This window comes from Nocardioides alpinus (assembly GCF_900112035.1).
Taxonomy (GTDB): domain Bacteria; phylum Actinomycetota; class Actinomycetes; order Propionibacteriales; family Nocardioidaceae; genus Nocardioides; species Nocardioides alpinus.
Genome location: NZ_FOKC01000005.1, coordinates 219,178 through 244,043 on the forward strand (window position 1 = coordinate 219,178; position 24,866 = coordinate 244,043).

Sequence of the window (24,866 nt, forward strand, 5' to 3'; positions counted from 1 at the left end):
ATTCCGCGAGGCCCGCGACAACATCGCATCCATACCGTCCTCGGCATGGGCACAACCAGTCGCAAGAGGATCGTCGTCGTCGGGCACGGCATGGTGGGCCACCGCTTCGCCCAGGCCGCGGTCGAGCGCGGCCTCACCGAGACCCACGACGTCGTCGTGTTCGGCGAGGAGCCGCGGGCGGCGTACGACCGGGTCGGGCTCACCGGCTGGTTCGGCCACGCCGACGGTGCCGAGGGGCTCTCGCTCCTCCCCGGCGGGGAGTACGACGACCCGCGGGTGCGGCTGGTCGTCGACAGCGTCGTGACCGAGATCGACCGCGCTGCGCAGACGGTGACCGTGGTGTCGCCCCCGCCGGGGTCTCGTGACGTGCGCCAGGGCGCCCTCCTCGACCAGCAGTCTCAGCCCGGCACGGTCACGATCCACGACTACGACGTGCTGGTCCTGGCGACCGGAGCGGCTCCGTTCGTCCCGCCGGTCGAGGGTCGCGGCAAGGACGGCTGCTTCGTCTACCGCACCATCGAGGACCTCGAGGCGATCCAGGCCGCCAGCCTCACCGCGACCAGCGGGGTCGTCATCGGTGGTGGCCTGCTCGGGCTCGAGGCCGCCAACGCCCTCGTCCAGCTGGGGCTGGACACCCACGTCGTCGAGATGGCGCCACGCCTGATGCCCGTCCAGCTCGACGGTGCGGCCGGCGCCACGCTCGTGCGGCACATCGAGAAGCTCGGCGTGAAGGTCCACACCGGCGTCCTCACCGAGGAGATCGAGGGTGGGGAAGCGGTCACCGGTCTCCGGGTGAGGCAGGCCGGCACCGAGGAGGGTGCCCCGACGACGGTCATCGAGACGCAGGTCGTCGTCTTCTCCGCCGGCATCCGGCCGCGCGACGCCCTGGCCCGCGAGTGCGACCTCGAGACGGCCCCGCGCGGCGGCGTACTGGTTGACGAGCAGTGCCGCACCGCCGACCCCCACATCTTCGCGATCGGCGAGTGCGCCGCTCCCGGCGGCACGATGTACGGCCTGGTGGCGCCGGGCTACGCGATGGCGGAGGTCGTCGTCGACGCGCTGCTGGACGGTCCGGGCACCTTCACCGGCGCCGACATGTCCACCAAGCTCAAGCTCCTCGGCGTCGACGTGGCCAGCTTCGGCGACGCCTTCGCAGCCACCGACGGCGCGCTCGAGCTGACGTACGCCGATGCGGTGAGCGGCGTCTACAAGAAGCTCGTCGTCACCGAGGACGGGTCCCGGCTGCTCGGCGGCATCCTGGTCGGCGACGCGTCGGCGTACGGCATCCTGCGGCCGATGGTCAGCAGCGGCCTCGCGCTCCCGGACAACCCCGAGCAGCTGATCCTGCCCGCGAGCAGCGGGGTCTCGACAGGCTCAACCGGCGGATGGGGCATGCCCGACGAGGCGCAGGTCTGCTCCTGCAACGACGTGACGAAGGCGCAGATCATCCACGCGGTCGCCGAGGAGGGCTGCGAGACGGTCGCCGACGTCAAGCAGTGCACCCGCGCCGGCACCACCTGCGGCTCGTGCGTCCCGACGGTGAAGAACCTCGTCGAGGAGCACTTCGCAAGCCTCGGGAAGGTCGTCGACAAGGGCCTGTGCGAGCACTTCCGGCTCACCCGGCAGGAGCTCTTCGACGTCGTCGCGGTGCACGGCTACCGGCGCTTCGACGACATCGTCGAGGCCCACGGCACCGGTCGCGGCTGCGACGTCTGCAAGCCCGCGATCGCGAGCATCCTGGCCAGCCAGACCAGCACCCACATCCTCGAGCGCGAGACCGTGGGGCTGCAGGACACCAACGACAAGTACCTCGCCAACATCCAGCGCAACGGCACCTACTCCGTCGTCCCGCGCATCCCCGGAGGCGAGATCACGCCGGAGAAGCTGATCGTGATCGGCGAGGTCGCGCGCGACTACGGGCTCTACACCAAGATCACCGGCGGCCAGCGGATCGACCTCTTCGGTGCCCGGATGGAGCAGCTGCCACAGATCTGGCGGCGGCTCGTGGACGCGGGCTTCGAGTCCGGCCACGCCTACGGCAAGTCGCTGCGCACGGTGAAGTCGTGCGTCGGCTCGACGTGGTGCCGCTACGGCGTGCAGGACTCGGTCGGCCTCGCGATCGCGCTGGAGCTGCGCTACCGCGGGCTGCGCAGCCCGCACAAGCTCAAGGGCGGCGTCAGCGGCTGCGCCCGCGAGTGCGCGGAGGCGCGCGGCAAGGACTTCGGCGTCATCGCCACCGAGAAGGGCTGGAACCTCTACGTCGGCGGCAACGGCGGCGCCAACCCAGCCCACGCGCGGCTCCTCGCCGGCGACCTCGACACCGAGACGTTGCTGTCCTACCTCGACCGCTTCCTCATGTACTACGTCCGCACCGCCGACCGCCTGCAGCGCACGTCCACCTGGATCGAGCACCTCGAGGGCGGCCTGGAGCGGGTGCGCGAGGTCGTGGTCGACGACGCCCTCGGCCTGGGCGCCGAGCTCGAGGCCGAGATGGCGCGACACGTGGGCGGGTATGCCGACGAGTGGGCCGAGACGCTCGCGGACCCGGCGAAGCTCGAGCGGTTCGTCACCTTCGTCAACGCGCCGGACACCCCGGACCCGACGATCGAGTTCACCACCGAGCGCGACCAGATCCAACCGATCGCGCCTGCGCTGATCCCCGTGGGTGCGCCGTCGTGACCGCGGTCTCCTCGCCCTGGATCTCGACGTGGGTGGAGGTGTGCGCCGTCGACTCGATCCCGTTGGAGGGCGGCGTCGCCGCGCTGGTCCACGGTGCCGCGGTCGCGGTGTTCCGGACGTACGACGGCACTGTCTACGCGATCGGCAACGTCGACCCGTTCAGTGGTGCGTCCGTCCTGTCGCGCGGGATCGTCGGCAGTCGCGGGGACGCGCCGGTGGTGAGCTCGCCGATGTACAAGCAGGCCTTCGACCTCCGCACCGGCCAGTGCCTGGACGACGCCTCGGTCAGCGTGGCGACCTACGACGTCGCGATCATGGACGACCACGTCCGCGTCGGCTCGGCCCGGGAGGTGCCGTGACGGTGACCCCCGCGACCGAGCTGCGACCTCTCGACGGCTTCCGGGTCGGCGTCACCGCCGCGAGGAAGGCCGACGAGCAGGTCGCGTTGCTGCGTCGTCGTGGGGCTGATGTCGAGTGGGCGGCCGCCTTGTCCCTGGAGCCCAACCACGTCGACCTCACCGAGCTCCTGGCCGCGACCGCGGAGGTGCTGTCCGCGCCGGTCGACCTCTTCCTCGCCACCACCGGCGTCGGGATGCGGACCTGGCTCGAGGCGGCCACCGAGGCAGGCGTGTACGACGACCTGGTCGCCGCGCTCGGCGCCGCGGAGATCCTCGCCCGCGGCCCGAAGAGCGTCGGCGTGCTCCGTCGGCACGGCCTGCGCGAGCTGTGGTCGCCGGAGTCCGAGTGCTTCGAGGATGTCCTCACCCACCTGCGTGGGCGCGACCTCACCGGCAAGCGGATCGTCGTGCAGGAGCACGGCCAGTCGCTGTCGATGGCCGCGCACGCGCTGCGCCGCCAGGGAGCGTCGGTGCTGACGGTGCCGATCTACCGGGTGGTGTCGGCGGACGACCCGTCGCCCATGTTCCACATGATCGACCTCATCGCGGACCGCGAGCTGGACGCGGTGACCTTCACGTCCGCCCCCGCGGTGGCCGCCCTGATGGAGGCTGCGGTCTCGGTCGGCCGTCGCGACGACCTCATCGCGGCCTTCCAGTCCGACGTCGTCGCCTCGTGCGTCGGCCCGGTGACGGCAGCGGCCTTCGAGATGTGGGGCGTGCCCACGATCTTCCCCGACCGCTCGCGGCTGGCCGGGATGATCAAGCAGCTCGAGACCGAGCTGCCGACGCGGCGCGACGGCGTCGACGTACGCCTCTCCGACGGCCGCACCCTGATCGTCCACTCCGACTCGCTCCTGCTCGACGGGGTGCCGGTGGAGCTGTCGCCCGCACCCCTGTCGGTGCTCAACGCGTTGCTCATCAACCCCGGTTTCGTCGTGTCCCGTCGGGCGCTGCTCGCTGCACTGCCCTCGGGCCAGGCGGGGTCGGAGCACGCGGTCGAGATGGCCGTGGCCCGGTTGCGCGCGGCGATCGGGACGAAGGCCGTGCTGACCGTGGTCAAGCGGGGATATCGGCTCGCCGTCGGGTGAGCCCGACCAGCGGGCTCAGGTCGCGCTGTGGCGCGGGGGCACCTCGCCGTTCGCGACCGCTTCGATCCAGTCGACCGCCTCGTCGGACAGGTAGGAGCCGTGGGGGTCGTCCTGCCCGGTCTGCCAGGCGTCGGCCTCCACGGCACCGCCCGCGCGGGCGATCTGTTGCGCGACCGAGGCCGTGACCTCGTCGCCGTTGTGGGCGATGAGCCAGTCCCGGGTCTCCTGCGACAACCGGGGCCACCAGTCTTCGATCGGAGCGGGCATGGCGCCACGGTAGCCCGTGGGTCCGCAGAGGCAGCCACCGGTAATCGATGGCGGTCGGCCGACCGGTCTGCCTACGCTCCCGACATGGCCTCCACGTTGCACGCGCTGACCATCCTCACGGCCGATCCCGACAGGCTGGCCAGGTTCTGGGGAGACCTGCTCGGCTGGCGGCTGGAGGACCACGGGCTGTCGCATGCGGACGCGCCGCTCCGGCTCGTCTTCGCGGCGCCCGACCTGCCCCGGGGCGGCCTCAACCAGAGCCACTTCCACCTGACCAGCAACGCCGCGTCGCAGGAGGCGACCGTGTCCCGGGCGCTGGAGCTCGGCGCGGCACGCCTCGACGTCGGGCAGCTGCCGGACGAGGACCACGTCGTGCTGGCCGACCCGGACGGCAACGAGTTCTGCGTGATCGAGGAGGGCAACAACTGGCTCGCGGGCACGGGCTTCCTCGGTGAGCTCGCTGCCGACGGGACGCGGGACGTCGGGCTCTTCTGGGCGGCCGCGCTCGACTGGCCGCTGGTCCACGACGAGGACGGGGAGACCGCCATCTCGCCCTCGGGCGGCGGGTTCAAGATCGCCTGGGGTGGGGAGCCGCTCAACGAGCGGCACGCGCGGAACCGGATGCACCTCGTGCTGGTGGCGGATGAGCTGGAGGCCGAGGTGGAACGGCTGGAGTCGTGGGGCGCGTCGGTCACCGAGCGGACCGCCGGCCACATCGAGATGGCGGACCCGGACGGGAACGAGTTCCACGTGCGGGCGGGGTGAGCGGGGACCGTCAGCGGGTGCGGAAGCGCCACGTGGCTTGCTGGTCGCCGTTCTGCCCCGGGTCCTGGTCGAGCCGGTTGCCGGCGACGTCGACGACGCGGGTGGCGATCACGATGCGGTAGGTGGTGCTGGGCTCGAGGCGGCGGACCGGGTCGATCGTGAGCCGGGCGCGGCGCTCGTCGTAGGTCAGGCGTACGGGCACGGGCTTGCGCTGACCCTTGCGGAGCAGGCGGACGTTGGCGCTGGTCAGCAGGGTCGAGCGGATGACCTCGGAGAAGGTGATCGTGACCGACCTCCTGAGGCCCACGCGCCTGGCGCCGTTGGTCGGCGAGCTGTGGCGGACCACCGGGGGACGTACGTCCGAGGGCGGGGCGGGGACGGTCTGCGGGGGGACGGCCTCGCCGGGAGGGTTCTGCCAGATCGGCGTCACCCAGTAGGTCGAGTCGCGGAAGCTGCGGATCGGGAAGGACTCGCACTGCGTCGCCACGTCGTAGCAGTGGACGCCGTTGGGATCGTCGGCCACGCCGCGCAGGGCGGTGACCGGACCACGGACCAGCTGCTCGCGGAAGTAGCCGTAGGCGAAGGCGTACCGCGTGGCCGGCGAGTAGTAGGAGGCGACGTAGGTGCGGCCGGGCGAGATCGCGACCGGTTTCGCAAAGGTGAGGTCCTGCCATCCGGTGGTCGCAGCGGGGGCGAAGGTGCCGGTCGCCAGGCGGTTGCCGTCGACGTCCCACAGCGAGCCGGTGACCGTGCCGAGGTCGACGCGGTAGACGCGGACGCCGGTGACGAGGAGATCGCGCGCCGTCTGGAACTTCAGGCCGAGCTCGACGCCGTTGCGGGCGTCGTCCGCCGCGCAGAAGCCGCGCTCGTCCAGGCGCCACGTCTCGCACTCGACGGGCGCCATCTGCGGGCTGAAGTCGGCGTCCCAGAGGGCGACCGCCTCTCCGGAGGCTCTCGGTGCCGCGGGGGCGGCCGTTGCCGGCAGCATCATCGTGGGGGCGAGGAGCGTTGCGGCGATCACCGCGACGAACCTCTTCACGCGCATCTCTGCCACTCCGTTCGGGTGTCCGCTCCCCCCACGGACGATGCTTCGACGATAGCGCGGTCCTCGAAGGGTGGCACCGGTTTCGACACGCTCGCTTCGCTCGCTGCTCAACCGGCGGCGGCCGGCTCAACCAGTGGGGCGGGTCTCAGCGCTGGAGGTCGACGGCCTCGGGGGTGTGGAGGCGGACCATGAAGCGGCCGGCATGGGCGGGCACGGAGGCCTTCGTCAGCCTGGAGACGATGACCATCGTGAAGAAGGAGGCCGGGACGGACCAGGCCGCCGGTTGGCCGAGCATGGCCGAGGTCCACCCGGAGGACGGCGCGACGGCCAGTGTCCAGGCGACGGCGGCACCCGACCCCAGGCCGCCCACCAGCAGCCCGGCCACGGCACCGACCGGGGTCAGGCCGCGCCACCAGATCCCCAGCATCAGCAGCGGCGCGAAGGTCGAGGCGGTCACGGCGAAGGCGAGGCCCACGGTCCGCGCGACGGCGACGTCCTGGGCCGGCAACGACAGGAGGAGCGGGACGACCACCGCGATGGCCGCCGCCACGCGGAAGGCGGCGACGCCGCCCAGGCGGTAGGACCCCCACCGTCGTCCGGTGACGTCCTGGGAGAGCACGCCTGCCACCGCGATGGTCAGGCCCGAGCTGGTCGAGAGGAAGGCCGCGAAGGCTCCCGCGGTCACCAGGCCGGTCAGGACGGCGCCGAGCAGGCCGCCGACCATGAGGTTGGGAAGCTCCAGCACCAGCACGTCCGAGCGACCCTCGATGAGGTCGGGGGCGTAGATGCGCCCGAGCGCGGCGTACAGAGGGGGCAGGACGTAGAAGACGCCCAGCAGCACGAGCACCGCGAGAGTCGTCCGACGAGCGGCCCGGCCGTCCGGGTTGGTGTAGAACCGCACGACCACGTGCGGCAGGCCCATCGTGCCGAGGAAGGTCGCGACGATCAGGGAGTACGTCGTGTAGAGCCCGATGCCGCCGCCCGGCGAGGCCAGCGGGATCGACCACGACGCCGGTGCCGCAGCCGACGGGTCGGCCGCGCCGTCCGCGGCCCAGACCGCCAGCAGGATGAAGATCGGGATGAGCAGGGCGGTCAGCTTCATCCAGAAGTGGAACGCCTGCACGAAGGTGATCGACCGCATCCCTCCGGGGCTCACCGACGCCAGCACCACCAGCGCGACGACCAGCGAGCCGGCCCACGGCGGCGCGCCGATCGTGGCGCGCAGGGTCACCCCGGCGCCCTGGAACTGCGGCAGCAGGTAGAGCCAGCCGATGCCGACCACCAGCACCGAGCACAGCTTGCGGACTCCCCGCGAGCCCAGCCGCGCCTCGGCGAAGTCCGGCAGCGTGTAGGCGCCCGAGCGGCGCAGGGGAGCGGCGACGAGGACCAGCAGGACGAGGTACCCCGCGGTCCAGCCGACGGGGTACCAGAGCATCTCCGCGCCAAAGGTCAGCAGCAGCCCGGCGACCCCGAGGAAGGAGGCGGCGGAGAGGTACTCCCCGCCGATCGCGCTCGCGTTGAGCCGCGGGCGCACGGTGCGCGAGGCCACGAAGAAGTCGCTCGTGGTGCGTGAGATCCGCAGCCCCCACGTGCCGATCACGAGCGTCGCGAGCGAGACCAGGACGACGCCGACGACACCGGGAAGCACGCTCATCGTCATTCGGGGCCCCCGCGGCGTTGTTCGGAGGAGCGCAGCGGGGGAGAAGAACGTCGTGGGGAGCTCTCGACCAGGTCGGCGAAGTCGCTCTCGTTGGCCTCCGACCGCCGGATGTAGAACCAGCCGAGCACCACCAGCCACGGGTAGGTCAGCACCCCGAGCAGCACCCACGCGACCGGCACCGGCCCCCACCGCACCTCGCCGAGCGAGGGGAGGAGGTGGAAGGCCAGGGGCAGCACGCCGACCGTCAGCGCCAGCGCGATCAGCACCCGGATCGCCAGCATCAGCTGCTCGCGCAGCAGCGAGCGCATGAAGACCTCACCCAGCGCGGTCTCCGCGTCGATCTCCCGCGTGCCGGCAGACCGTACGACGTCCGCGCGCCGCCGCGGCGGCCCGGTGACCCGCACCCGGGGCGGGGGCTGGTCCTGGGTCACGGGCGCGGCCTCACGAGTCGCGCCGCGTCAGCACCGACCGCAGCTCGCGCGTGTGCCGCCGGCTCACCGGCAGCTCGGTCCCGCCGATGACGACACTGACCCGACCGCCCTCGCTGCGCACCTCCTCGACGTGGGGGAGCGCGACCAGCACGGAGCGGTGGATCCGCACGAAGCCGGCCGCCGCCCACTGCTCGGCGAGCGAGGTCAGCGGCGTACGGACCAGGTGCGAGCCCTCGGCGGTGTGCAGCCGGGCGTAGTCGCCCTGCGCCTCGACGTGGGTGATCTCGGAGCGGTTGATGAAGCGGGTGACGCCGCCGCGCTCGACGGGGATCTGCACGTCACCGGACGGCGCCGGGCCGCCGGCCTCGACCACGCGGCGTACGGCCTCGGCGAGGCGCTCCTCGCGCACCGGCTTGAGGACGTAGTCGACCGCGCGCAGCTCGAAGGCCGCGACCGCGTGCTCCTCGTGGGCGGTCACGAAGACGACGGGCGGCGGGTTCTTGAAGCGTGACAGCACCTGCGCCAGGTCGAGCCCGGTCAGGCCGGGCATCTGGATGTCGAGGAAGACCGCGTCGACCTCCTCGGCCTGCAGCACCCGCAGCGCCTCGGTCGCGGAGTCGGTGCCGCGGACCTCGCCGATGCGCGGGTCGCGACCGAGCAGGTAGGTCAGCTCGTCGAGGGCGGGGCGCTCGTCGTCGATGACGAGCACCGTGAGCTGCGCTGGTGGCTGCTGCGTCATACCTGGACCCCCGGGGCGAACTTCGGCACCCGGACGATGACCTTCGTGCCGGCGCCGGGTGCGGTCTCGACGACCAGACCGTAGTCGTCGCCGTAGGCGTTGCGAAGCCTCGCGTCGACATTGCCCAGTCCGACGGAGTCCATCGACGCGTCGCCGGCGAGCGCCTGGCGTACGCGCTCGGGGTCCTCGCCGCTGCCGTCGTCCTCGACCTCGAGGACGCACTCCTGGTCGAGGTCGCGCGCAGTGATGGACAGGCGTCCGACACCGTCGGCCTTGTCGGCGCTGGCCTCCAGCCCGTGGCGCACGGCGTTCTCGACGAGCGGCTGGATGCAGAGGAACGGCACCGCCACGGGCAGCACCTCGGGCGCGATCTGCAGCGTCACCTGCAGCCGGTCGCCGAAGCGCGCCTGCTCGAGGAGGAGGTAGCGCTCGACGGAGCGGAGCTCCTCGGCGAGCGTCGTGTACTCCCCGTGGCGGCGGAAGGAGTAGCGGGTGAAGTCGGCGAACTCCAGCAGCAGCTCGCGCGCGCGATCGGGGTCGGTCCGCACGAAGCTGGCGATCGCGCCGAGCGAGTTGTAGATGAAGTGGGGGCTGATCTGGGCGCGGAGCGCGCGCACCTCGGCCTCCATCAGGCGGGTCCGCGAGGCGTCGAGCTCGGCGAGCTCGAGCTGGCCGCTCACCCACGACGCCACCTCGTCGGCGGCGCGGACCAGCCCGCCGGTGGTGTGCGGCGCCCCGACGACCAGCGCCCCGACCAGGGTGTCGTCGACGACGAGCGGGCTGACGATCGCCTGCCGGACCTCGCAGCCGCCGTCGTCGCAGACCAGCGTCCGCTCGTCGACGATCATGGTGCGGCCGGTCTCCGCGACCTGGCTGATCGTGGGCGGCAGCTGGCTGCGGTGGTGGCCCCCGAGGCCGTCCCACGCCAGCAGCCCGCTGCTGTCACCCAGCCCGGCGGCCGGGGTGCCGAGCAGTGCGCGCAGGTGGCGCACGGACCGCTCGGCGCTCGCCGACGTCAGGCCCTCGCGCAGCGCGGGGCTCGCCAGCGAGGCGTTGTGGAGTGCCCGGAAGGCGGCGCGGTCGGCCTCGCCACCCAACGACGTACGCCTCCACCTCCACGCCATGCCCGGAGAGTAGCCCTCAGCTGCGCTCGCAGCGCCGCTCGTGCTCGGCGGCACACAGGTCGCGCCCCGGTCCGCCGTTGACGAGATCGGTGCCTCGCCTGCCGAAGACCCGGTCGTTGCCCGGGCCGGCACGCAGCTCGTCGTCGCCCTTCGTGCCCTGGATGGAGTCGTTGCCAGCACCGCCGAGGGCGATCATCCGGCGGTTGTGGCACTCGCGCTGGGGGGTGGCGCGGTCGCCGAGCGCGACGATCTGGTCGCCACCTCCGCGTCCGTTCATGACGCTGGTCCCGCACGCGGCGGTGCCGAGCCGGTCGAAGCCGGGCGTGCCCACGAGCGTGACGCGCTGGGCGACGCCGAAGAGCATCCGCGGCGAGACGGCGAAGGTGGTGACGACCACGCCGGCGAGGTTGACGTTCCCCCTGCTCCCGTCGATGGTCAGCCGCCGGCCGGGTGCGGTGACCTTGATCCAGCCCTCGTCGCGCGACATCGTTGCCGTGCCGACCACCGACGGCAGCGGCTCGTCGCGCGCGATCGAGTAGTTGAGGAAGTCGTCGCCCGCGTCGGCGACGATCGTGTCGTCGAAGCTCGCCTCGATGCGGTCCTCCCCGCCGCCCCCGACGAACGAGTCGCGCCCGGGACCGAGGTCGGTGAAGGCGTTGTTGGTCCCGCCCTCGGACACCACCGAGTCGTCGCCTGCGCCGGCGTCGACCTCGACGACGTTGCCGCCCACGACCGGACGCAGGCAGACCAGGTCGTCACCGTCGCCCGCGTCGACGGTGAAGTCCCCGTAGGACACGATCACGTCGGCACCCGGCGTCCCGACCAGCCGGCCACCCGGCGTGCCGACGATGGTCGCGGTGCGTCCCTGGCAGGTCTCCTCGGCTGCGCTCGCGCCCTGCGTGGGGGCCAGCAGGGCCAGTCCCGTCAGGGCTGCGACGGCCAACGACGTCGTACGCCTCATCGCTCGCACCGCGCCTTGCGCTCGGCGACGCAGCGGTCGCGCCCGCGGCTGCCGTCGACCTGGTCGCGACCGGGCCCGCCGACCAGGACGTCGTCCGCGCCGCGGCCGTTGAGCACGTCGTTGCCGGAGCCGCCGCTGACGCGGTCGCGTCCCTCGCCGGCGTCGACCTTGTCGTTGCCGCGGCTGCCGCGGACCCGGTCGTCACCGCCGCGTCCCTCGATCCTGTCGTGGCCGCGTCCCCCGATCAGGAGGTCGTCGCTGCCCGAGCCCCGGATCGAGTCGCGTCCGTCGCCGCCGTTCATCGTGACCTCGCCGGAGCAGTCGAACTCGTAGGCCTCGAAGATGTAGTCGAACTGCCACCGCAGCGAGTCGTCGCCGAGGCCGCCGCGCAGGTCGGCCTCGCACCCGTTCCACACGAGCTCGTCGTCGCCGTCGTCGCCGTTCATCATCACCGTGGGAGCCATCAGGAAGGCGTCCTCGACGCCCACGGCAGTCGCGTCGACCGCCCCGACTCCGAGTCGTCGGGCCGCCAGGTCGAGCGCCAGCCGGCCGGTGTCGGTGGCGGCGACGAGGTCGTCGGTCCCGGCGCCGAGGTCGATGCGGCTGCCGGCGCCGATCGCGGTGGCGGGCTCGAGAGTGAGCTCGTCGTCACCGCCACCGGTGGTCACGTCGAGCGTCGGTACGCCCTCCGTGGGCCGCAGCGTGAGGTCGTCGTCCCCCTCGGTGCCGCGGTAGGTCACCCGGCCGGTCCCCACCTCGAGGCTGGCGAAGTCGAAGCCCGTGAAGCGTGCCGTGCCCCGGGGCGAGGTGAAGGTCCCCTGGGGCATGTCGAGGGTGACGTCGCCGGACCCGCCCTCGAGGCTCAGGCCGTCCTCGCCGTCCCCGCCGTCGAGGACCGCGTCGGACGTCACGTCCGACGTGCCGAGGTAGAGGGAGTCGGTCCCCACCCCGAGCGTGACCGCGTCGGGGTTGGGAGAACCGACGGAGCCGGTGAACACCGAGTCGCCGCCCTCACCGGTGTCGATGGTGTCCTTCTCGGTGTCGGTCCCACCGGCGTAGCCGCCGTTGGGTGTCCGCACCTGCTCACCCGCGTACGCCGTGTCGCTGGTGCGACCACCGATGAACGTGTCCGCGCCCGCACCGAGCACGGTCTCGACGTAGTAGCCGCCGCGGGCCGCCGTGGTGTCGACGACGTCGTTACCGGCGCCGGCCTCGACGCCGATCAGGTTGGAGTTGCTCCCCGGACCGTCTACGCAGATGAGGTCGTCGCCCCCCAGTCCGAAGACGTCACCGGCGGACCCGGTCACGATCACGTCGCGCCCCTCGGTGCCGGTGAGGGTCGGCGTCGTACCGACGATCGTGGCGGCCTCGCCTCGGCAGGTCTCGCCGGCGGCGCTCGCCGCGGTGGTGGGCGCGAGCAGGGCCAGGCCCAGCAGGCCCGCAACGGTGAGTGGCGTCGTACGACGCATGGTTCCCCCAGGAGATCGGTGTCGTCGGTCAGGGGTGTGATGCAGCGCGCGCCCGGAAGGTTGCGGGGTCAGCGGAAGTCGATGAGCAGCATGTCCGTGTCGGTGCCGTCACTCACCGTCGGACGGTCCGCGTCGGACCCGTCCGCGGCGTCCGACTCCTCGCGCAGGTCGCGCACCTTCGCGCGGAAGCACTCGGTGACGTAGGGCAGCTGCATGCCGTCGTGACCGCGGCCGTACTCGTCGTAGAGAGCGCGTACGGCGTCCAGCTTGGCGTCGCGCTCGGCCTCCGGCAGCGAGGCGACGTAGGAGCGGGAGGCGACGATGTCGACGAGCGTGTCGCGGGTGACGTCCTGCCAGAAGGTGAAGGTGGTGCGCTCGGCGGGCTCGAAGAGCTCGTGGTCGGCCAGCACCTCGGAGGACGCGTGCGAGGAGGCCGCGTGCTCGCCGACGACGTTGACGAGGCGGCGCACCCACGGGATGCGCTGGTCGAAGAAGTTCCACACCAGCGCCACGTGGCCGCCCGGCTTGAGGACGCGGGCGATCTCGGGCAGCGCGACCTCGTGGTCGAACCAGTGGAAGGCCTGCGCGACCACGACGACGTCGACGGAGCGGTCGTTGGCGGGGATGTCCTCGGCGCTCGCGACCTTGGCGCTCACCTCGGGCACCCGGTCGTGCAGCACCGCGAGCATCGCCTCGTCGGGCTCGGTCGCGAAGACCGCGTGCCCCTGGTCGACGAGCTCGCGGGTGAGCTTGCCGGTCCCCGCGCCCAGCTCGAGGACGACCTTGGCGTCGCCGCCCATCAGCCAGGCAGCCGCCTCGGCGGGATAGCCCGGCCGGCCCCGGTCGTACGCACCGGCGACCGCACCGAAGGCACGTGACAGGTCGGCAGGGGTGGGGCTCTCGGCAGGTTCGTCGCTCATCGGGGCAAGGCTACAAGCGCGACGCCGGCGTGGGACTCAGCGGCGTGCCTCGCAGCTGGTCCGCTGCTCCGCCCGGCAGGTGTCGCGGCTCTGGCGGCCGTTGGCGCTGTCGCGGCCCGGGCCACCGACCAGCACGTCGCGACCCGCCGAGCCCACGAGGGTGTCGTTGCCGGGACCGCCGAGGAAGTGCGTGCGACGACCGTTGCCGCACTCGACGCGCGCTCCGTCGGGGGTGTTGATGAAGGCGGTGATCTCGTCACGTCCACCGAGCCCGCGCACGGTGGCACGGCAGGCGTTGACCTCGAGGTCGTTGGAGCGGCCGCTGCCCCGGAGCGTGACGACCGACGAGGCGATCCGCGCGTCCTCGAAGCTGTTGGCCTCGACGCGGACGGCCTTCCTGCCGGAACCGACGGTCAGCTTCTCGCGGGCGAGGTCGAGCCCGATCCGCGACCGCGCACCGGCGACGATCTCGTCGGCACCGTCGCCACCGCTGAAGCTGCTCCTCCTCGAGAAGACGCCGATGCTCAGCCTGTCGTCGCCGCCGCGGAGCGCGACCTTCTGCTTCACCCTCCTGCTCGTGTTCCATCCGAGACTGACGCTCTCGTCCTGGTTGCTTCCGAGGACCGTGACCCGGCGCAGGGCGCCGTAGCCACGCACGGAGAACCCGGTGAACCCGCTGAGGTCGAGCCTCGGGCCCGAACCCGTCGAGAGGTAGCCGGCCCCGGTGTCGATCTTCAGGCGGGCGACCCTGTTGTTGTAGAGCATCTGGAACGTGCTGCCCGCGCCACCGTGCGCAGCGCTCGACCCCGCCGGGACGCCGCTCCAGAAGAGCTGCATCTCGCCGTCACCACGGATCTCGTCGGCGTTCGGCTCGCCACCCTCGCCGGAGGAGACGCTGTCGAACCCGCCGCCGACGGCGATGACGTCACGCTCGGTGTCGCTGTCGTCGTCCTCCCCGGCGGTGACGTCCTCCCCGGCCGCGGAGCCGAGGTAGGTGTCGGCGCCGGCTCCGAGCACCGTGCTCGCGCCGGTGGCGAGCGTCGCGTCGACGACGTCGTCGCCGGCTCCTGCGTAGACGGAGGTGTAGGCGTCGCCCGTGACGCAGACCAGGTCGTCCCCGCCCAGCGCGTTCACCGTGAGCGCGGTGTCGGCGACGATGACGTCGTCGCCCTCGGTGCCCGTGACGGTTCCGGTGCCGGTGATCGTGGCGACCCTGCCCTGGCAGGTCGCAGCGGCAGTCGCCGGAGCGGCGGGCGCGAGCAGCGTCACGCCGAGCAGGGCGGCAGCGGACAAGGTGGTGGTGCGGAGCATGCGGTTCCCCCGGATGGTGTCGGCTTCTGTTCCACGTTGCAGGGTGGGATGCAGCGACCGGCGGAGAAGTTGTCGCGGCTACCGTCCTCCCCATGACCGACCCGCTCGCCTGGCTCACCGACCTCGAAGGGGTCCGCTCGGCCTACGCCGGCACCCGCGACGGGATCGACGTGATGCTGAGGGACCGCGGCCTGCGCAAGACCTCGTCGGGCATGACCGCCGAGTCGTTGCTGCGCGGTGCCCACGCGAGCGCCGTCCTCGAGGGGTCGGGCTCCACGCTGGAGCAGGTGCGGACCGGGGAGACCGACGAGATCGCCACCGACGCCGTACGCCTCTCCGCCACCATGCTGGCGCTGGCCCCGTTGCTCAAGACCGCGCCCCTGCAGGCGATCGCGCGGCTCCACGCCGTGGCCGGGTCGGGTGCGCTGTCCGCCGACGAGCTCGGTCGGCCGCGTGACGCCGCGTCGGCCGACCGCCTGCGCGGCGTCGCCGAGCTGCTGCTCTCCGGCACCGAGGCGCCCGCCCTGCTGGTCGCCGCGATCGCCCACGCGGACGTCGCGACGGCCGCGCCGTTCGCCTCGCACAACGGGATCGTCGCCCGGGCGCTGGAGCGGTTGGTGCTGGTCTCGCGCGGGGTCGACGCCAAGTCGCTGGTGGTGCCCGAGGCCGGGCACCTCGCCCACCGTGCGGCGTACGAGTCCAACCTGCGGGCCTACCGCGACGGCGGGCCGAGCGGGGTGCACGCCTGGGCGCTCTACGGGGCGGAGGCGTTCTCCGCGGGGGCCGAGGCCTCGCCGCTGCGGGGGTAGTCCAGCCGGTCGACCATCCCTCGACATGCGAGCGGCACCCGCTCACGAGGATCGGGTGCCGCCGCTGACACGTGTCCGGGCTACCAAGCGTGCACTCTCTAGTCGCCGCCCTCGAGAACATCTCGAATGGCTAGCACCCCATCGGATGGGTGGATCGCCGCGTGGGTACCTGGATCACGTGCTGTCTGTGGAGTTGTTGCCTCTGTTCTAGTCCTGCCCGGTGGCGTCCACAAGGCTTGACTTTGGCGGTGGCCGGTGGGTGCCGTCCCGGGCACGCTCAGGCGCCGAGGTCCCGCTTGCGGCGGTTGGCCCAGATGACGCCCCCGGCAGCGACCGCACCGCCGACGGCCAGCGCGGCCAGCGTCGGCCTGGCCGGGGGCAGGTGCACGCGCGGGCGCAGCGCGACCGGACGGACGAAGCTGAGGACCGGCCAGGCCCTGCTGGTCGCGATGCGGCGCAGCTCGCGGTCGGGGTTGACCGCGAAGGGGTGGCCGACCACGTCGAGCATGTGCACGTCGGTGACCGAGTCGCTGTAGGCGAAGGACTCGGCGAGGTCGTAGCCGACGGTCTCCGCGAGGGACTCGATGGCGCGGGCCTTCTCCTCGGCGTACGCGTAGTAGTCGATGTTGCCGGTGTACTTCCCGTCCACGATCTCCATCCGCGTCGCGATCACGCGATCGGCGCCGAGCAGCTGGCCGATCGGCTCGACGACCTCGGCCCCGGACGCGGAGACGATCACGATGTCGCGGCCCGCGGCGCGGTGCTCCTCGATCAGGCTGACCGCCTCGTCGTAGACGAGCGGCTCGACGATGTTGTTGAGGGTGTCGTGCACGATCTCGCGCACCGTCGCGACGTCCCACCCGGCGCACAGCTGCGACATGAACTCGCGCATCTTGTCCATCTGGTCGTGGTCGGCGCCGCCGGTGAAGAAGACGAACTGGGCGTACGCCGAGCGCAGCATCGCGCGCCGTGAGATGAGTCCGCCCGCCTGGAACTCCTTGCTGAAGGCCAGCGTGCTCGACTTGGCGATGATCGTCTTGTCGAGGTCGAAGAAGGCCGCGGTGGGGCGGGTCATGGGTTCATCGTAGGGGCCTGCGCGGACCGGTTCCGGCCCAGCAGCCGTCCACAGGCGGGCTTGGACGCCGGTTGTCCACACCCTGCTCGCCTCCCGGGTGCCCGTCGTCGGTGGTGGAGCCGAGGCTGGACGGCATGCCCGTACTCCTCCTCACCTCCGCCACCTCCCTCCACGACGCCGTCGTCCCGCTCTGTGCCGCTGCGGGCGTCGAGGTGCAGGTGTGCGCCGAGCCCGACCTCGCCCTCGCTGCCTGGGGCGAGGTCGACCTGGTGCTGGTCGGGGTGGACCTCGCCGAGCGGGTGGTCGCGCTCGCGCCGCCGCGTCGACCGGGGGTCCACGTCGTCGGGGTGGCGCCCGGAGACACGGTCTTCCGGGCTGCCGTCGAGCTGGGTGCTGTGTCGGTGGTCGACCTGCCGCAGGGGGCCGAGTGGCTGGTGGACGCGCTCGCCGACGTCGGCGAGCGGGCCTCGCCCGGGCGGACGATCGGGGTGGTGGGCGGCGCCGGGGGTGCCGGAGCGACGACCCTGGCGTGTGCGCTCGCGCAGTCGTACGCGGCCCGGGCGCCCACGCTGCTCGTGGACGCCGACCCGCTCGGGCCCGGCCTCGACCGGTTGCTGGGGATGGAGGACCTGCCCGGCGTGCGGTGGGAGGGGCTCGGCGAGACCGCCGGTCGGCTCGGGGCGCGGGCGCTGCGGGAGAGCGTGCCGCGCCGCGAGCTCCTCGGCGTCCTCACCTGGTCCGGGCTCCGACGACGGCTCGACGTGCCGACCGCGCGGCGGATCCTGCCCGCGGCGGTGCGGGGCCACGACCTCGTGGTGCTCGACCTGGCCCGGCAGGGTGGTCCGGCCCTCACCGAGCTGGTCGACCGCTGCGACGACCTGCTGGTGGTCACCCCGTCGACGGTGCCGGGGCTGGCCGCGACCGCCCGGCTGGTCGCCGACCTCGGTCGGTCGGGTCGGGCGGGGCTGGTCGTGCGGCCGGGAGGCCTGAGTGACGCCGACGCCGAGCAGGTGACGGGGCTGCCCGTCGTCGCGGCGGTGGCCGACCAGCGCGGGCTGGCGGCGTCGGTCGACCGGGGGCTCGGTCCGCTCGCCGGTCGCGGGCCGCTGGCGCGGGCCGCCCGGGACCTGTTGGCAGCCGCGGCATGAGTGCGCCGGTGCCGGCTGCCGTGCTCGACGACGTACGCCGTCGGTTGGCGGGCTCGGCCGGTGAGCTCACTCCGCACCGCGTGGCCGAGGCACTCCGGGCGACCGGGTCTCCGGTGGGGGACGCGACGGTCCTCGCGGTCCACGACCTGCTGCGGCGTGACGTGCTCGGGGCCGGGCCGCTGGAGGAGCTCCTCCGGCTGCCGGACGTCACCGACGTGCTGGTCAACGGACCCGAGGACGTGTGGATCGACCGCGGCGGCGGGTTGGAGCGGGTCGCGGTCACCTTCCCCGACGACGCCGCTGTGCGCCGGCTCGCGCAGCGGCTCGCCGCCACCGCCGGACGCCGGCTGGACGACGCGTCCCCGCACGCGGACGTACGCCTCCCCGACGGCACCCGGTTCCACGCCGTGCTTGCGCCGGTGGCCCGGTCGGGCACCGTGATCTCGCTGCGCGTGCCGCGAGGTCGGGTGTGGACGTTGCCCGAGCTCGTGAGCGCCGGAGCGCTTCCGCCGGACGGCGCCTTCCTGCTCGAGGAGGTGGTCGACTCGCGGTGCGCCTTCCTGGTCACCGGCGGCACCGGCACCGGGAAGACGTCGGTGCTGTCGGCGCTGCTGTCGCTGGTCGATCCGGGCGAGCGGATCGTGCTCGTCGAGGACGCCAGCGAGCTGAGGCCCGACCATGCGCACGTCGTCGCGCTGGAGGGTCGTCCGGCCAACATCGAGGGCGTGGGCGAGATCTCCCTGCAGACGTTGGTGCGGCAGGCGCTGCGGATGCGACCCGACCGACTGGTGGTGGGGGAGGTCAGGGGCGCCGAGGCCGTCGACCTCCTCGCAGCGCTGAACACCGGTCACGGAGGGGGCTGCGGCACGCTGCACGCCAACTCCGCCGCGGACGTGCCGGCCCGGATCGAGGCCTTGTCGTTGGCCGCCGGGCTGCCGCGGGAGGCGGCGCACAGCCAGCTCGCTGCAGCGCTGGACGTCGTGATCCACCTCGGTCGGGGTCGTGACGGTCGGCGTCGCGTCCTCGAGCTCGGGGTGCCCGAGCGCGACGGGACGGGGCTGGTGGTGCTGCGCACGGCGGCGACCTTCGAGCCCGACCGGGTGGTGCGCGGACCTGCCGCCGGCGCCCTGGCGGCGCGGCTGGGTTCGGTGGCGTGGTGAGTGACGGGGTGACGGCGCTGCTCGTCGCCGCAGCACTCGCGGTGTGGATGCCGGGGCCCCTCGCCCGGTCCCTGTCCCTGCCCACCGGTCGTCCCCGCCGCGCCGCGCTCCACGTGCTGCGCCGGCGGCGCCAGGTCGCGGCCGACCAGGCGGCCGTGCTGGAGGTGTGCGACCTGCTGGCCGCCGAGCTCGCGGCCGGCCGTCCGCCGGGTGCCGCCCTGTCCGCGGCGAGCGAGAGGTGGCCACCGCTCGTGGCGGCCGTCGAGGCCGTACGCCTGGGTGCGGACGTGCCGGAGGCCCTGCGCCGGCTGGCCGAGGTCCGTCCGGGCGCCGCCGACCTGCGGTGGGTGGCGGGGGCGTGGCAGGTCGCGCAGCACTCCGGGCACGGCCTGTCGGCTGCCCTGGAGCGCACGTCCTCCGGCCTGCGCGCGCGACGGCGCACGCGACGTCTCGTCGACTCCGAGCTCGCCTCGGCACGGGCGACGGCCCGACTGGTCGCCTGCCTGCCGCTTGCCGTGCTGGTCATGGGCTCGGGTGCCGGGTCGGACCCGTGGGCGTTCCTCCTCGCGACCCCCGTGGGCTGGATCTGCCTGTCGGCCGGGCTCGGACTGATCGGGCTCGGGCTGTGGTGGATCGAGCGGCTCGCCGACCGGGCAGCGGCGCCGTGACCTGGCTCAGCGGCCTGTGCGCTGCGGCCGCGGTCCTGTGGTGGTTCCCCTCCCTCCCGCGTGCACCCCGCGACCGCGCGCGGTCGGGCGTCAGCCTGCGCCCGGTGGCGGCGGTCGGCGTCGGGGTCCTGGCGTGGTTGTTCGTCGGCGGGGCGCTGGCGCCGGTGGCGGGAGTCGTCGCATCGGTGCTGTCGTGGCGGGTGCTGGCCGGAGCGGAGGCACCCACGTGGCGTCGCGAGCGGGAGGAGCTCGAGCGCACGCTGCCCCACCTGATCGCCCTCTTCGCCTCGACCCTGAGGTCCGGCGCCGAACCCGTCGCCGGGTTGGCGCAGGTGTGCGCGGCGCTGCCCGGTCCCGCCGCTCGGCGACTCGCACCCGTGGTCGAGCAGGCCCGCTGGGGTGCGTCCGGGGTGGAGGCGTGGTCGGCGGTGGCCGCCGACGAGGCGCTCGGGCCGTTGGCGCGCGTGATGGTGCGCTCGCAGACCTCCGGCGCGTCCGTGGTCCAGGCCGTGGAGCGCCTCGCCGACGAGATCGAGCGCGAGTCGCTGGCCACCGCGGAGGACGCCGCCCGCCGGGTCGGCGTGGCCGCCGCGATCCCGCTCGGTGTGTGCCTGCTGCCCGCCTTCCTGCTGCTCGGCGTCGTGCCGACCGTGGCGGCACTCTTCGGGTCGGTGGCGCCGTGACGGGCCCCTGTGCGTCCACAGGTGCCGCGATCCGGGCCTCGTCCACAGCCGGAGAAGGCCCCGGGTGCGGCCACGCCACAGCTCTCCGAGGGTGGGTGAGGACGGGGTTCATCGGGAGTCCCGCAGCGACAGGAGGACCCATGACCACGACCACCCAGCACGACGAGTCCGGCATCACCACCGCGGAGTACGCCGTCGGCACGGCAGCCGGCGCGGGCTTCGCCGGCCTGCTCTACAAGCTGCTCACCGGCAGCTTCGGCGACCAGCTGTTGGGGCGGCTCTTCGACCACGTCATGGGCCTGCTCGGCATCGGCTGATGGCGGTGCGGCAGCGAGACCAGCAGCGGGCCCAGCAGCGGGCCCGGCGCCGGGAGCAGCGCCAGGAGCAGCGCCGGGGCCACCGGGGCGCTGCGACGGCGGAGCTCGCGCTGGGCATCCCGCTGCTGGTGGCCCTGACCGCGGGCCTGGTGTGGATGCTGGCGGTCGGCGCAGCCCAGGTGCGGGTCATCGACGCGTCGAGGGAGGCGGCGCGCGCGGTGGCCCGGGGCGACGAGGTCGCCGCCGCGGAGGCCGTGGCCCTCCGGATCGCGCCCGAGCGGGCCCGCGTGAGGATCGCGGTCGGTGACAGCCAGGTGGTGGTCACGACCAGCGTCCGGGTCACCGGACCCGGAGGGCTGCTGGCCTCGCTGCCGGGCGTGACGGTGTCGGCCGACGCCGTCGCGCTGGTGGAGGTGTCATGAGGTGGCGGATCGGCCCGCGGCGCGCCGACGACGGGGGCGCGACGGTCCTGGTCGTGGCGATGGCGGGGGTGCTGATGTTCGTGACGCTCGGCCTCGCTGCGGCCGGCGGGCTCGTCACTGCGCAGCGGCGGGCACAGTCGGCGGCGGACCTGACCGCGCTCGCCGCGGCGGCGTCTGTGGAGGCCGACGCCTGCGCCGAGGCGCTGCGGGTGGCGGGCGCCAACGCGGCGGCCCTCGACAGCTGCGAGCTCGTCGGCACTGACGTGCTCGTCACCGTGTCGGTCGCGGGTCCGGCCACGCCCGGGCGCGACCTGCGGGTGAGTGCCGAGGCGCGCGCTGGTCCGGGCTGAGTGCCCGGCGGCAGCGGTGTCAGACGCGGCTGGTGTCGGTCTCGGGGTTGTCGTCGCGGCGCTCGGCCTCGACGCGCTCGAGCTTCTCGTTGAGCTTGGTCAGCTCCTTGCGCTCCTTGCGGTGCGCGAGACCGCGACGCGTGCCCCACTTGAGGATCGAGAAGCCCCAGAGGATGGCCGCACCCGCGGCGACACCGACGAGGAAGGACTCAAAGGTCGTCACGCCGAAGCCGAGGAGCTCGCCCCCCGTGCCGGGCTCGCTGACGAAGAGCGCGCTGAGGATCGCGATGCCGCCGAGGATCATGAGTGCCAGACCGAGGAAGACCATGCCGCGAATGTAGCGCCACTAGCCCCCGCGCGGTGCACCCGCGAGGAGGGCATCGAGCAGGGCCACGGCACCGTCCTTGTCGAGGGGGTTGTTCTGGTTGCCGCACTTGGGTGACTGGATGCATGACGGGCACCCGCTGGTGCACTCACAGCCGGCGATGGCCTCGCGGGTCGCGGCCAGCCAGTCCGGTGCCGTGCGGTAGCCCCGCTCGGAGAATCCGGCGCCGCCGGGATGACCGTCGTACACGAAGACGGTGAGCACCCCGGTGTCGGCGTGGCGGGCGGTCGAGACGCCGCCGATGTCCCAGCGGTCGCAGGTGGCGAAGAGCGGAAGGAGGCCGATCGAGCAGTGCTCGGCGGCGTGGGCCGCGCCGGGGACGTCGAGCGCCGCCAGGCCCGCCTCGGCGAGGACGTCGTCGGGGACGGTCCACCACACGGCCGTCGTCCGCAGCGCCCGCTCGGGCAGGTCCAGTGGCTCCTCCGACAGCACCTCCCCGCCGGGCTGGCGCCGCTTGAGGAAGGAGACGACCTGGTGGGACACGTCGACCTCGCCCAACGACAGCTCGCAGCCGCCCCACGACCGGCGTTCGCGGGTGGCGACGATGCTGATGTCGGTGACCTCCCGAGCGGTGGTGCTGTAGGCCGGCTCGTCGCGTCGCATGGTCGCGACGTGGTGCTCGAGGTCGAGGTCCTCGACCAGCCAGGTCTCGCCCTGGTGGACGTAGACCGCGCCCGGATGGGCCTGGTTGTGGGCGCCGCCGGCGTCGACGGTGCCCACGACGCGACCGGTGTCGGCCTCGATCAGCTGGACCGGCGACCCGCCGGCGGACCGGATGTCGGCGAGGTCGGCGGCCCGGCCGCTGTGGGTCCAGAACCATCCGCGCGGCCGCCGCCGCAGCAGTCCCAGCGTCGTCAGCTCGTCCACCACCTCGCGGGCCGTCGGGCCGAAGAGCGGCAGGTCCGCCTCGACCAGCGGCGACTCCTGGGCCGCCGCACACAGGTGGGGGCCCATGACGTGAGGGTTTGACGGGTCGAACACCGATGCCTCGACGGGCGCCCCGATCAGCGTCTCGGGGTGGGTGACGAGGTAGGTGTCGAGCGGGTCGTCCTTGGCGACCAGCACGCCCAGCGCATCCTGGGCGCCGCGGCCGGCCCGGCCCACCTGCTGCCAGAAGGCCGCGCGGGTGCCGGGGAAGCCCGCGATGAGCACGGCGTCGAGCCCGCTGATGTCGATCCCGAGCTCCAGTGCGTTGGTCGCGGCCAGGCCCATCAGGTCGCCACGGCGCAGCGCCGCTTCCAGGGCCCGCCGCTCCTCGGGGAGGTAGCCGCCGCGGTAGGCCGCGACCTTCCCGGGCAACGACGGGTCGACCTCGGCGAGCAGGTCGGCGGCGGTGAGCGCGACCTGCTCCGCACCGCGGCGGGACCGGATGAAGGCGAGGGTGCGGACGTCCTCCGCGACGAGGTCGGCGAGCAGGTCGGCGACCTCCGAGGACGCGGCACGCCGTACCGGTGCACCGTTCTCACCGGCGTGGGAGGTGAACGGCGGCTCCCACAGCAGCAGCGAGACCCGGCCACGCGGCGAGTCGTCCTGCGACAGCGCGACGACGTCGAGCCCGGTCAGCCGGGCGGCGGTCACCTCCGGCTGCGCGACGGTCGCCGAGGCCAGCACGAACGTCGGGTGCGCGCCGTACATCGCGCACACCCGCCGCAACCGGCGCAGGACGTGGGACACGTGCGCGCCGAAGACCCCGCGGTAGTGGTGGCACTCGTCCACCACGACGTACTGCAAGGAACCGAGGAACCGCGACCACCGGTGGTGGGAGGGGAGCAGGGAGCGGTGGAGCATGTCGGGGTTGGTCAGGACGTACTCGCCGTAGTCGCGCGTCCAGTCGCGCTCCTCCCGCGAGCTGTCGCCGTCGTGGGCCGCGAGGCGTACGTCGAGGCGCAGCGACCCCAGCCCGGCGAGCTGGTCGTGGGCGAGCGCCTTGGTGGGCGCGAGGTAGAGCACCGATGCCCCGCGCTGGCCGAGCGAGCCGCGGGCGCCGCGGATCGCCGAGAGCGCCGGGAGCTGGTAGGCCAGGGACTTTCCCGAGGCCGTCCCGGTCGAGACGATCACGTGGTCGCCGGCGTGTGCGGCGTCGGCCGCCAGCACCTGGTGGCGCCACGGACGGGCCACCCCCTGGGCGGCGTAGGCACCGCGTACGTCGTCCGGCACCCACGACGGCCAGTCCTCGTGCACCGCCTCGCGGGCCGGCAGCACCTCGAGGTGGCGGAGCCGGTCCTCACGCCCCGGGACGCCCGTGAGCCGACGGATCAGCGCCTCGACCGGGGGCAGCACATCGGGGCGGGAGGGACTCACCCGCGAAGTCTGGCAAACGGGGACGACACCGGCGTCCGGGGAGAAGCGGTGGAGAAGTGCTGGGGACTCCTGCGGAACGGGTGGGACTCGTGGTTTGATACCACCCGGAACGAAGAGTGGGTCACGAGGTGTGCCCCGCAGACGTACTGTCCGAACTGATTTCGGGGACCGGGGAGCAGTCGTGGATCTCACCCTTGCCACACGCGAGGAGGATGGTCGCGCCATCGTGGCGGTCGGCGGGGAGATCGACGTCTACACCGCACCCAAGCTCCGTGACTGCATCACCGAGCTCGTCGGCGCTGGCACCTACGACATCGTCATCGACCTCGAGGCGGTCGAGTTCCTCGACTCCACGGGCCTCGGCGTGCTCGTCGGCGGCCTCAAGAAGGTCCGCGCCCACGACGGCTCGCTCGACCTCGTCTGCACGCAGGAGCGCCTGCTCAAGATCTTCCGGATCACCGGCCTGGCCAAGGTGTTCGTCATCCACGACGCCATCGGGCTCGCTCCCGGCGCCTGATCGCCGCCTGCTCCACCCCTCTGCTCCACCACCCCGGACGTGCTGGTGACGTCAGCGGGGGCGCTTCGCCGTACCCGCGCGCAGAACACGGATGTGGCGTAGGTCACCCTGCCCCGTGATCTGGATCACCTCTGCGTAGACTCCGGCGCGTTCATGGATCTTTTCCAGTCCTAG

The 24,866-nt window shown here is 73.2% G+C and carries 26 protein-coding genes; 13 read left to right on the forward strand and 13 right to left on the reverse strand.

Translation table 11 applies throughout. The annotated features are described in order from the left end of the window. The first annotated feature begins 45 nt into the window (after positions 1–45). From nirB to BM127_RS12510, 3 genes are read left to right on the forward strand one after another with little or no spacing between them, the layout of a single operon-like run. Positions 46–2,679 carry a nitrite reductase large subunit NirB gene (gene nirB / locus BM127_RS12500; protein WP_091199001.1) on the forward strand — a complete coding sequence of 878 codons (2,634 nt, stop codon included), beginning with the start codon at positions 46–48 and terminating at the stop codon, positions 2,677–2,679. Continuing rightward, positions 2,676–3,038, forward strand: coding sequence for a nitrite reductase small subunit NirD (gene nirD, locus BM127_RS12505; RefSeq protein ID WP_091199002.1), 363 nt, complete (start codon positions 2,676–2,678; stop codon positions 3,036–3,038). The genes nirB and nirD overlap by 4 nt, the downstream gene beginning before the upstream one ends. After that, a complete protein-coding gene (locus tag BM127_RS12510) occupies positions 3,035–4,165 on the forward strand; it encodes a uroporphyrinogen-III synthase (protein ID WP_231263426.1) in 1,131 nt (376 codons plus the stop codon). Before nirD ends, BM127_RS12510 begins: the two co-directional genes overlap by 4 nt. A gap of 15 nt (positions 4,166–4,180) precedes the next feature. On the opposite strand, the gene BM127_RS12515 is transcribed toward BM127_RS12510, so the two are convergent. Then, entirely contained in the window at positions 4,181–4,432 is a 252-nt protein-coding gene (locus tag BM127_RS12515; RefSeq protein ID WP_091199003.1) for a hypothetical protein, read from the reverse strand. An 84-nt stretch (positions 4,433–4,516) separates the two neighbouring features. Here BM127_RS12515 and BM127_RS12520 point away from each other — a divergent pair, with 84 nt between their 5' ends. Continuing rightward, on the forward strand, positions 4,517–5,197 hold the full coding sequence (locus tag BM127_RS12520; RefSeq protein WP_091199004.1) for a VOC family protein: 681 nt from the start codon (positions 4,517–4,519) through the stop codon (positions 5,195–5,197). Positions 5,198–5,207: 10 nt separating this feature from the next. On the opposite strand, the gene BM127_RS12525 is transcribed toward BM127_RS12520, so the two are convergent. From BM127_RS12525 to BM127_RS12565, 9 genes are all read right to left on the reverse strand, one after another. After that, complete coding sequence (locus tag BM127_RS12525) at positions 5,208–6,242, reverse strand: DUF4082 domain-containing protein (protein ID WP_091199005.1); 1,035 nt, start codon at positions 6,240–6,242, stop codon at positions 5,208–5,210. A gap of 145 nt (positions 6,243–6,387) precedes the next feature. Then, positions 6,388–7,902 carry a sodium/solute symporter gene (locus tag BM127_RS12530; RefSeq protein ID WP_231263425.1) on the reverse strand — a complete coding sequence of 505 codons (1,515 nt, stop codon included), beginning with the start codon at positions 7,900–7,902 and terminating at the stop codon, positions 6,388–6,390. Continuing rightward, a complete protein-coding gene (locus BM127_RS12535) occupies positions 7,899–8,333 on the reverse strand; it encodes a hypothetical protein (RefSeq protein ID WP_175507391.1) in 435 nt (144 codons plus the stop codon). Before BM127_RS12535 ends, BM127_RS12530 begins: the two co-directional genes overlap by 4 nt. Positions 8,334–8,343: 10 nt before the next feature. After that, the gene (locus BM127_RS12540) at positions 8,344–9,072 is read right to left on the reverse strand and encodes a LytR/AlgR family response regulator transcription factor (RefSeq protein ID WP_091199007.1); all 729 of its coding nucleotides are present in this window, start codon (positions 9,070–9,072) and stop codon (positions 8,344–8,346) included. Then, positions 9,069–10,196, reverse strand: coding sequence for a sensor histidine kinase (locus BM127_RS12545; protein WP_091199008.1), 1,128 nt, complete (start codon positions 10,194–10,196; stop codon positions 9,069–9,071). The genes BM127_RS12540 and BM127_RS12545 overlap by 4 nt, the downstream gene beginning before the upstream one ends. 16 nt (positions 10,197–10,212) lie before the next feature. After that, entirely contained in the window at positions 10,213–11,157 is a 945-nt protein-coding gene (locus tag BM127_RS12550) for a calcium-binding protein (RefSeq protein ID WP_139227726.1), read from the reverse strand. After that, positions 11,154–12,626 (reverse strand): calcium-binding protein, encoded by a 1,473-nt coding sequence (locus BM127_RS12555; protein WP_091199010.1) that lies wholly within the window; start codon positions 12,624–12,626, stop codon positions 11,154–11,156. The genes BM127_RS12550 and BM127_RS12555 overlap by 4 nt, the downstream gene beginning before the upstream one ends. A gap of 68 nt (positions 12,627–12,694) precedes the next feature. Continuing rightward, positions 12,695–13,546, reverse strand: coding sequence for a class I SAM-dependent methyltransferase (locus BM127_RS12560; RefSeq protein ID WP_091199011.1), 852 nt, complete (start codon positions 13,544–13,546; stop codon positions 12,695–12,697). A 36-nt stretch (positions 13,547–13,582) separates the two neighbouring features. Then, a complete protein-coding gene (locus BM127_RS12565; RefSeq protein ID WP_091199012.1) occupies positions 13,583–14,857 on the reverse strand; it encodes a hypothetical protein in 1,275 nt (424 codons plus the stop codon). A gap of 92 nt (positions 14,858–14,949) precedes the next feature. On the opposite strand from BM127_RS12565, the gene BM127_RS12570 reads away from it, so the two are divergent. Next, positions 14,950–15,666, forward strand: coding sequence for a Fic family protein (locus BM127_RS12570; RefSeq protein ID WP_091199013.1), 717 nt, complete (start codon positions 14,950–14,952; stop codon positions 15,664–15,666). Positions 15,667–15,943: 277 nt separating this feature from the next. Here the strand turns inward: BM127_RS12570 and BM127_RS12575 are convergent, their stop codons facing one another. Continuing rightward, positions 15,944–16,741, reverse strand: coding sequence for an HAD family hydrolase (locus BM127_RS12575; protein ID WP_091199014.1), 798 nt, complete (start codon positions 16,739–16,741; stop codon positions 15,944–15,946). A gap of 134 nt (positions 16,742–16,875) precedes the next feature. On the opposite strand from BM127_RS12575, the gene ssd reads away from it, so the two are divergent. The 7 genes from ssd (at position 16,876) to BM127_RS12610 (ending at position 21,489) form a co-directional block, all read left to right on the forward strand. Next, positions 16,876–17,889: a septum site-determining protein Ssd gene (ssd, locus tag BM127_RS12580; protein WP_091199198.1), complete on the forward strand. Its 1,014-nt coding sequence runs from the start codon at positions 16,876–16,878 to the stop codon at positions 17,887–17,889. Then, entirely contained in the window at positions 17,886–19,049 is a 1,164-nt protein-coding gene (locus tag BM127_RS12585) for a TadA family conjugal transfer-associated ATPase (protein WP_091199015.1), read from the forward strand. Before ssd ends, BM127_RS12585 begins: the two co-directional genes overlap by 4 nt. Beyond that, positions 19,046–19,717: a type II secretion system F family protein gene (locus BM127_RS12590; RefSeq protein ID WP_139227727.1), complete on the forward strand. Its 672-nt coding sequence runs from the start codon at positions 19,046–19,048 to the stop codon at positions 19,715–19,717. Before BM127_RS12585 ends, BM127_RS12590 begins: the two co-directional genes overlap by 4 nt. Next, complete coding sequence (locus tag BM127_RS12595) at positions 19,714–20,400, forward strand: type II secretion system F family protein (RefSeq protein WP_091199017.1); 687 nt, start codon at positions 19,714–19,716, stop codon at positions 20,398–20,400. Before BM127_RS12590 ends, BM127_RS12595 begins: the two co-directional genes overlap by 4 nt. A 140-nt stretch (positions 20,401–20,540) precedes the next feature. Beyond that, a complete protein-coding gene (locus BM127_RS12600) occupies positions 20,541–20,717 on the forward strand; it encodes a DUF4244 domain-containing protein (protein ID WP_091199018.1) in 177 nt (58 codons plus the stop codon). Between the two features lie 5 nt (positions 20,718–20,722). Then, the gene (locus BM127_RS12605; protein WP_231263424.1) at positions 20,723–21,139 is read left to right on the forward strand and encodes a TadE family protein; all 417 of its coding nucleotides are present in this window, start codon (positions 20,723–20,725) and stop codon (positions 21,137–21,139) included. After that, entirely contained in the window at positions 21,136–21,489 is a 354-nt protein-coding gene (locus tag BM127_RS12610; RefSeq protein ID WP_091199019.1) for an Rv3654c family TadE-like protein, read from the forward strand. The genes BM127_RS12605 and BM127_RS12610 overlap by 4 nt, the downstream gene beginning before the upstream one ends. 19 nt (positions 21,490–21,508) lie before the next feature. On the opposite strand, the gene BM127_RS12615 is transcribed toward BM127_RS12610, so the two are convergent. Further along, positions 21,509–21,817: a hypothetical protein gene (locus BM127_RS12615; protein ID WP_091199020.1), complete on the reverse strand. Its 309-nt coding sequence runs from the start codon at positions 21,815–21,817 to the stop codon at positions 21,509–21,511. A gap of 18 nt (positions 21,818–21,835) precedes the next feature. Continuing rightward, positions 21,836–24,175 (reverse strand): DEAD/DEAH box helicase, encoded by a 2,340-nt coding sequence (locus tag BM127_RS12620; RefSeq protein ID WP_231263423.1) that lies wholly within the window; start codon positions 24,173–24,175, stop codon positions 21,836–21,838. A gap of 181 nt (positions 24,176–24,356) precedes the next feature. On the opposite strand from BM127_RS12620, the gene BM127_RS12625 reads away from it, so the two are divergent. Continuing rightward, positions 24,357–24,692 (forward strand): STAS domain-containing protein, encoded by a 336-nt coding sequence (locus tag BM127_RS12625; RefSeq protein ID WP_091199022.1) that lies wholly within the window; start codon positions 24,357–24,359, stop codon positions 24,690–24,692. Positions 24,693–24,866 lie beyond the last annotated feature (174 nt).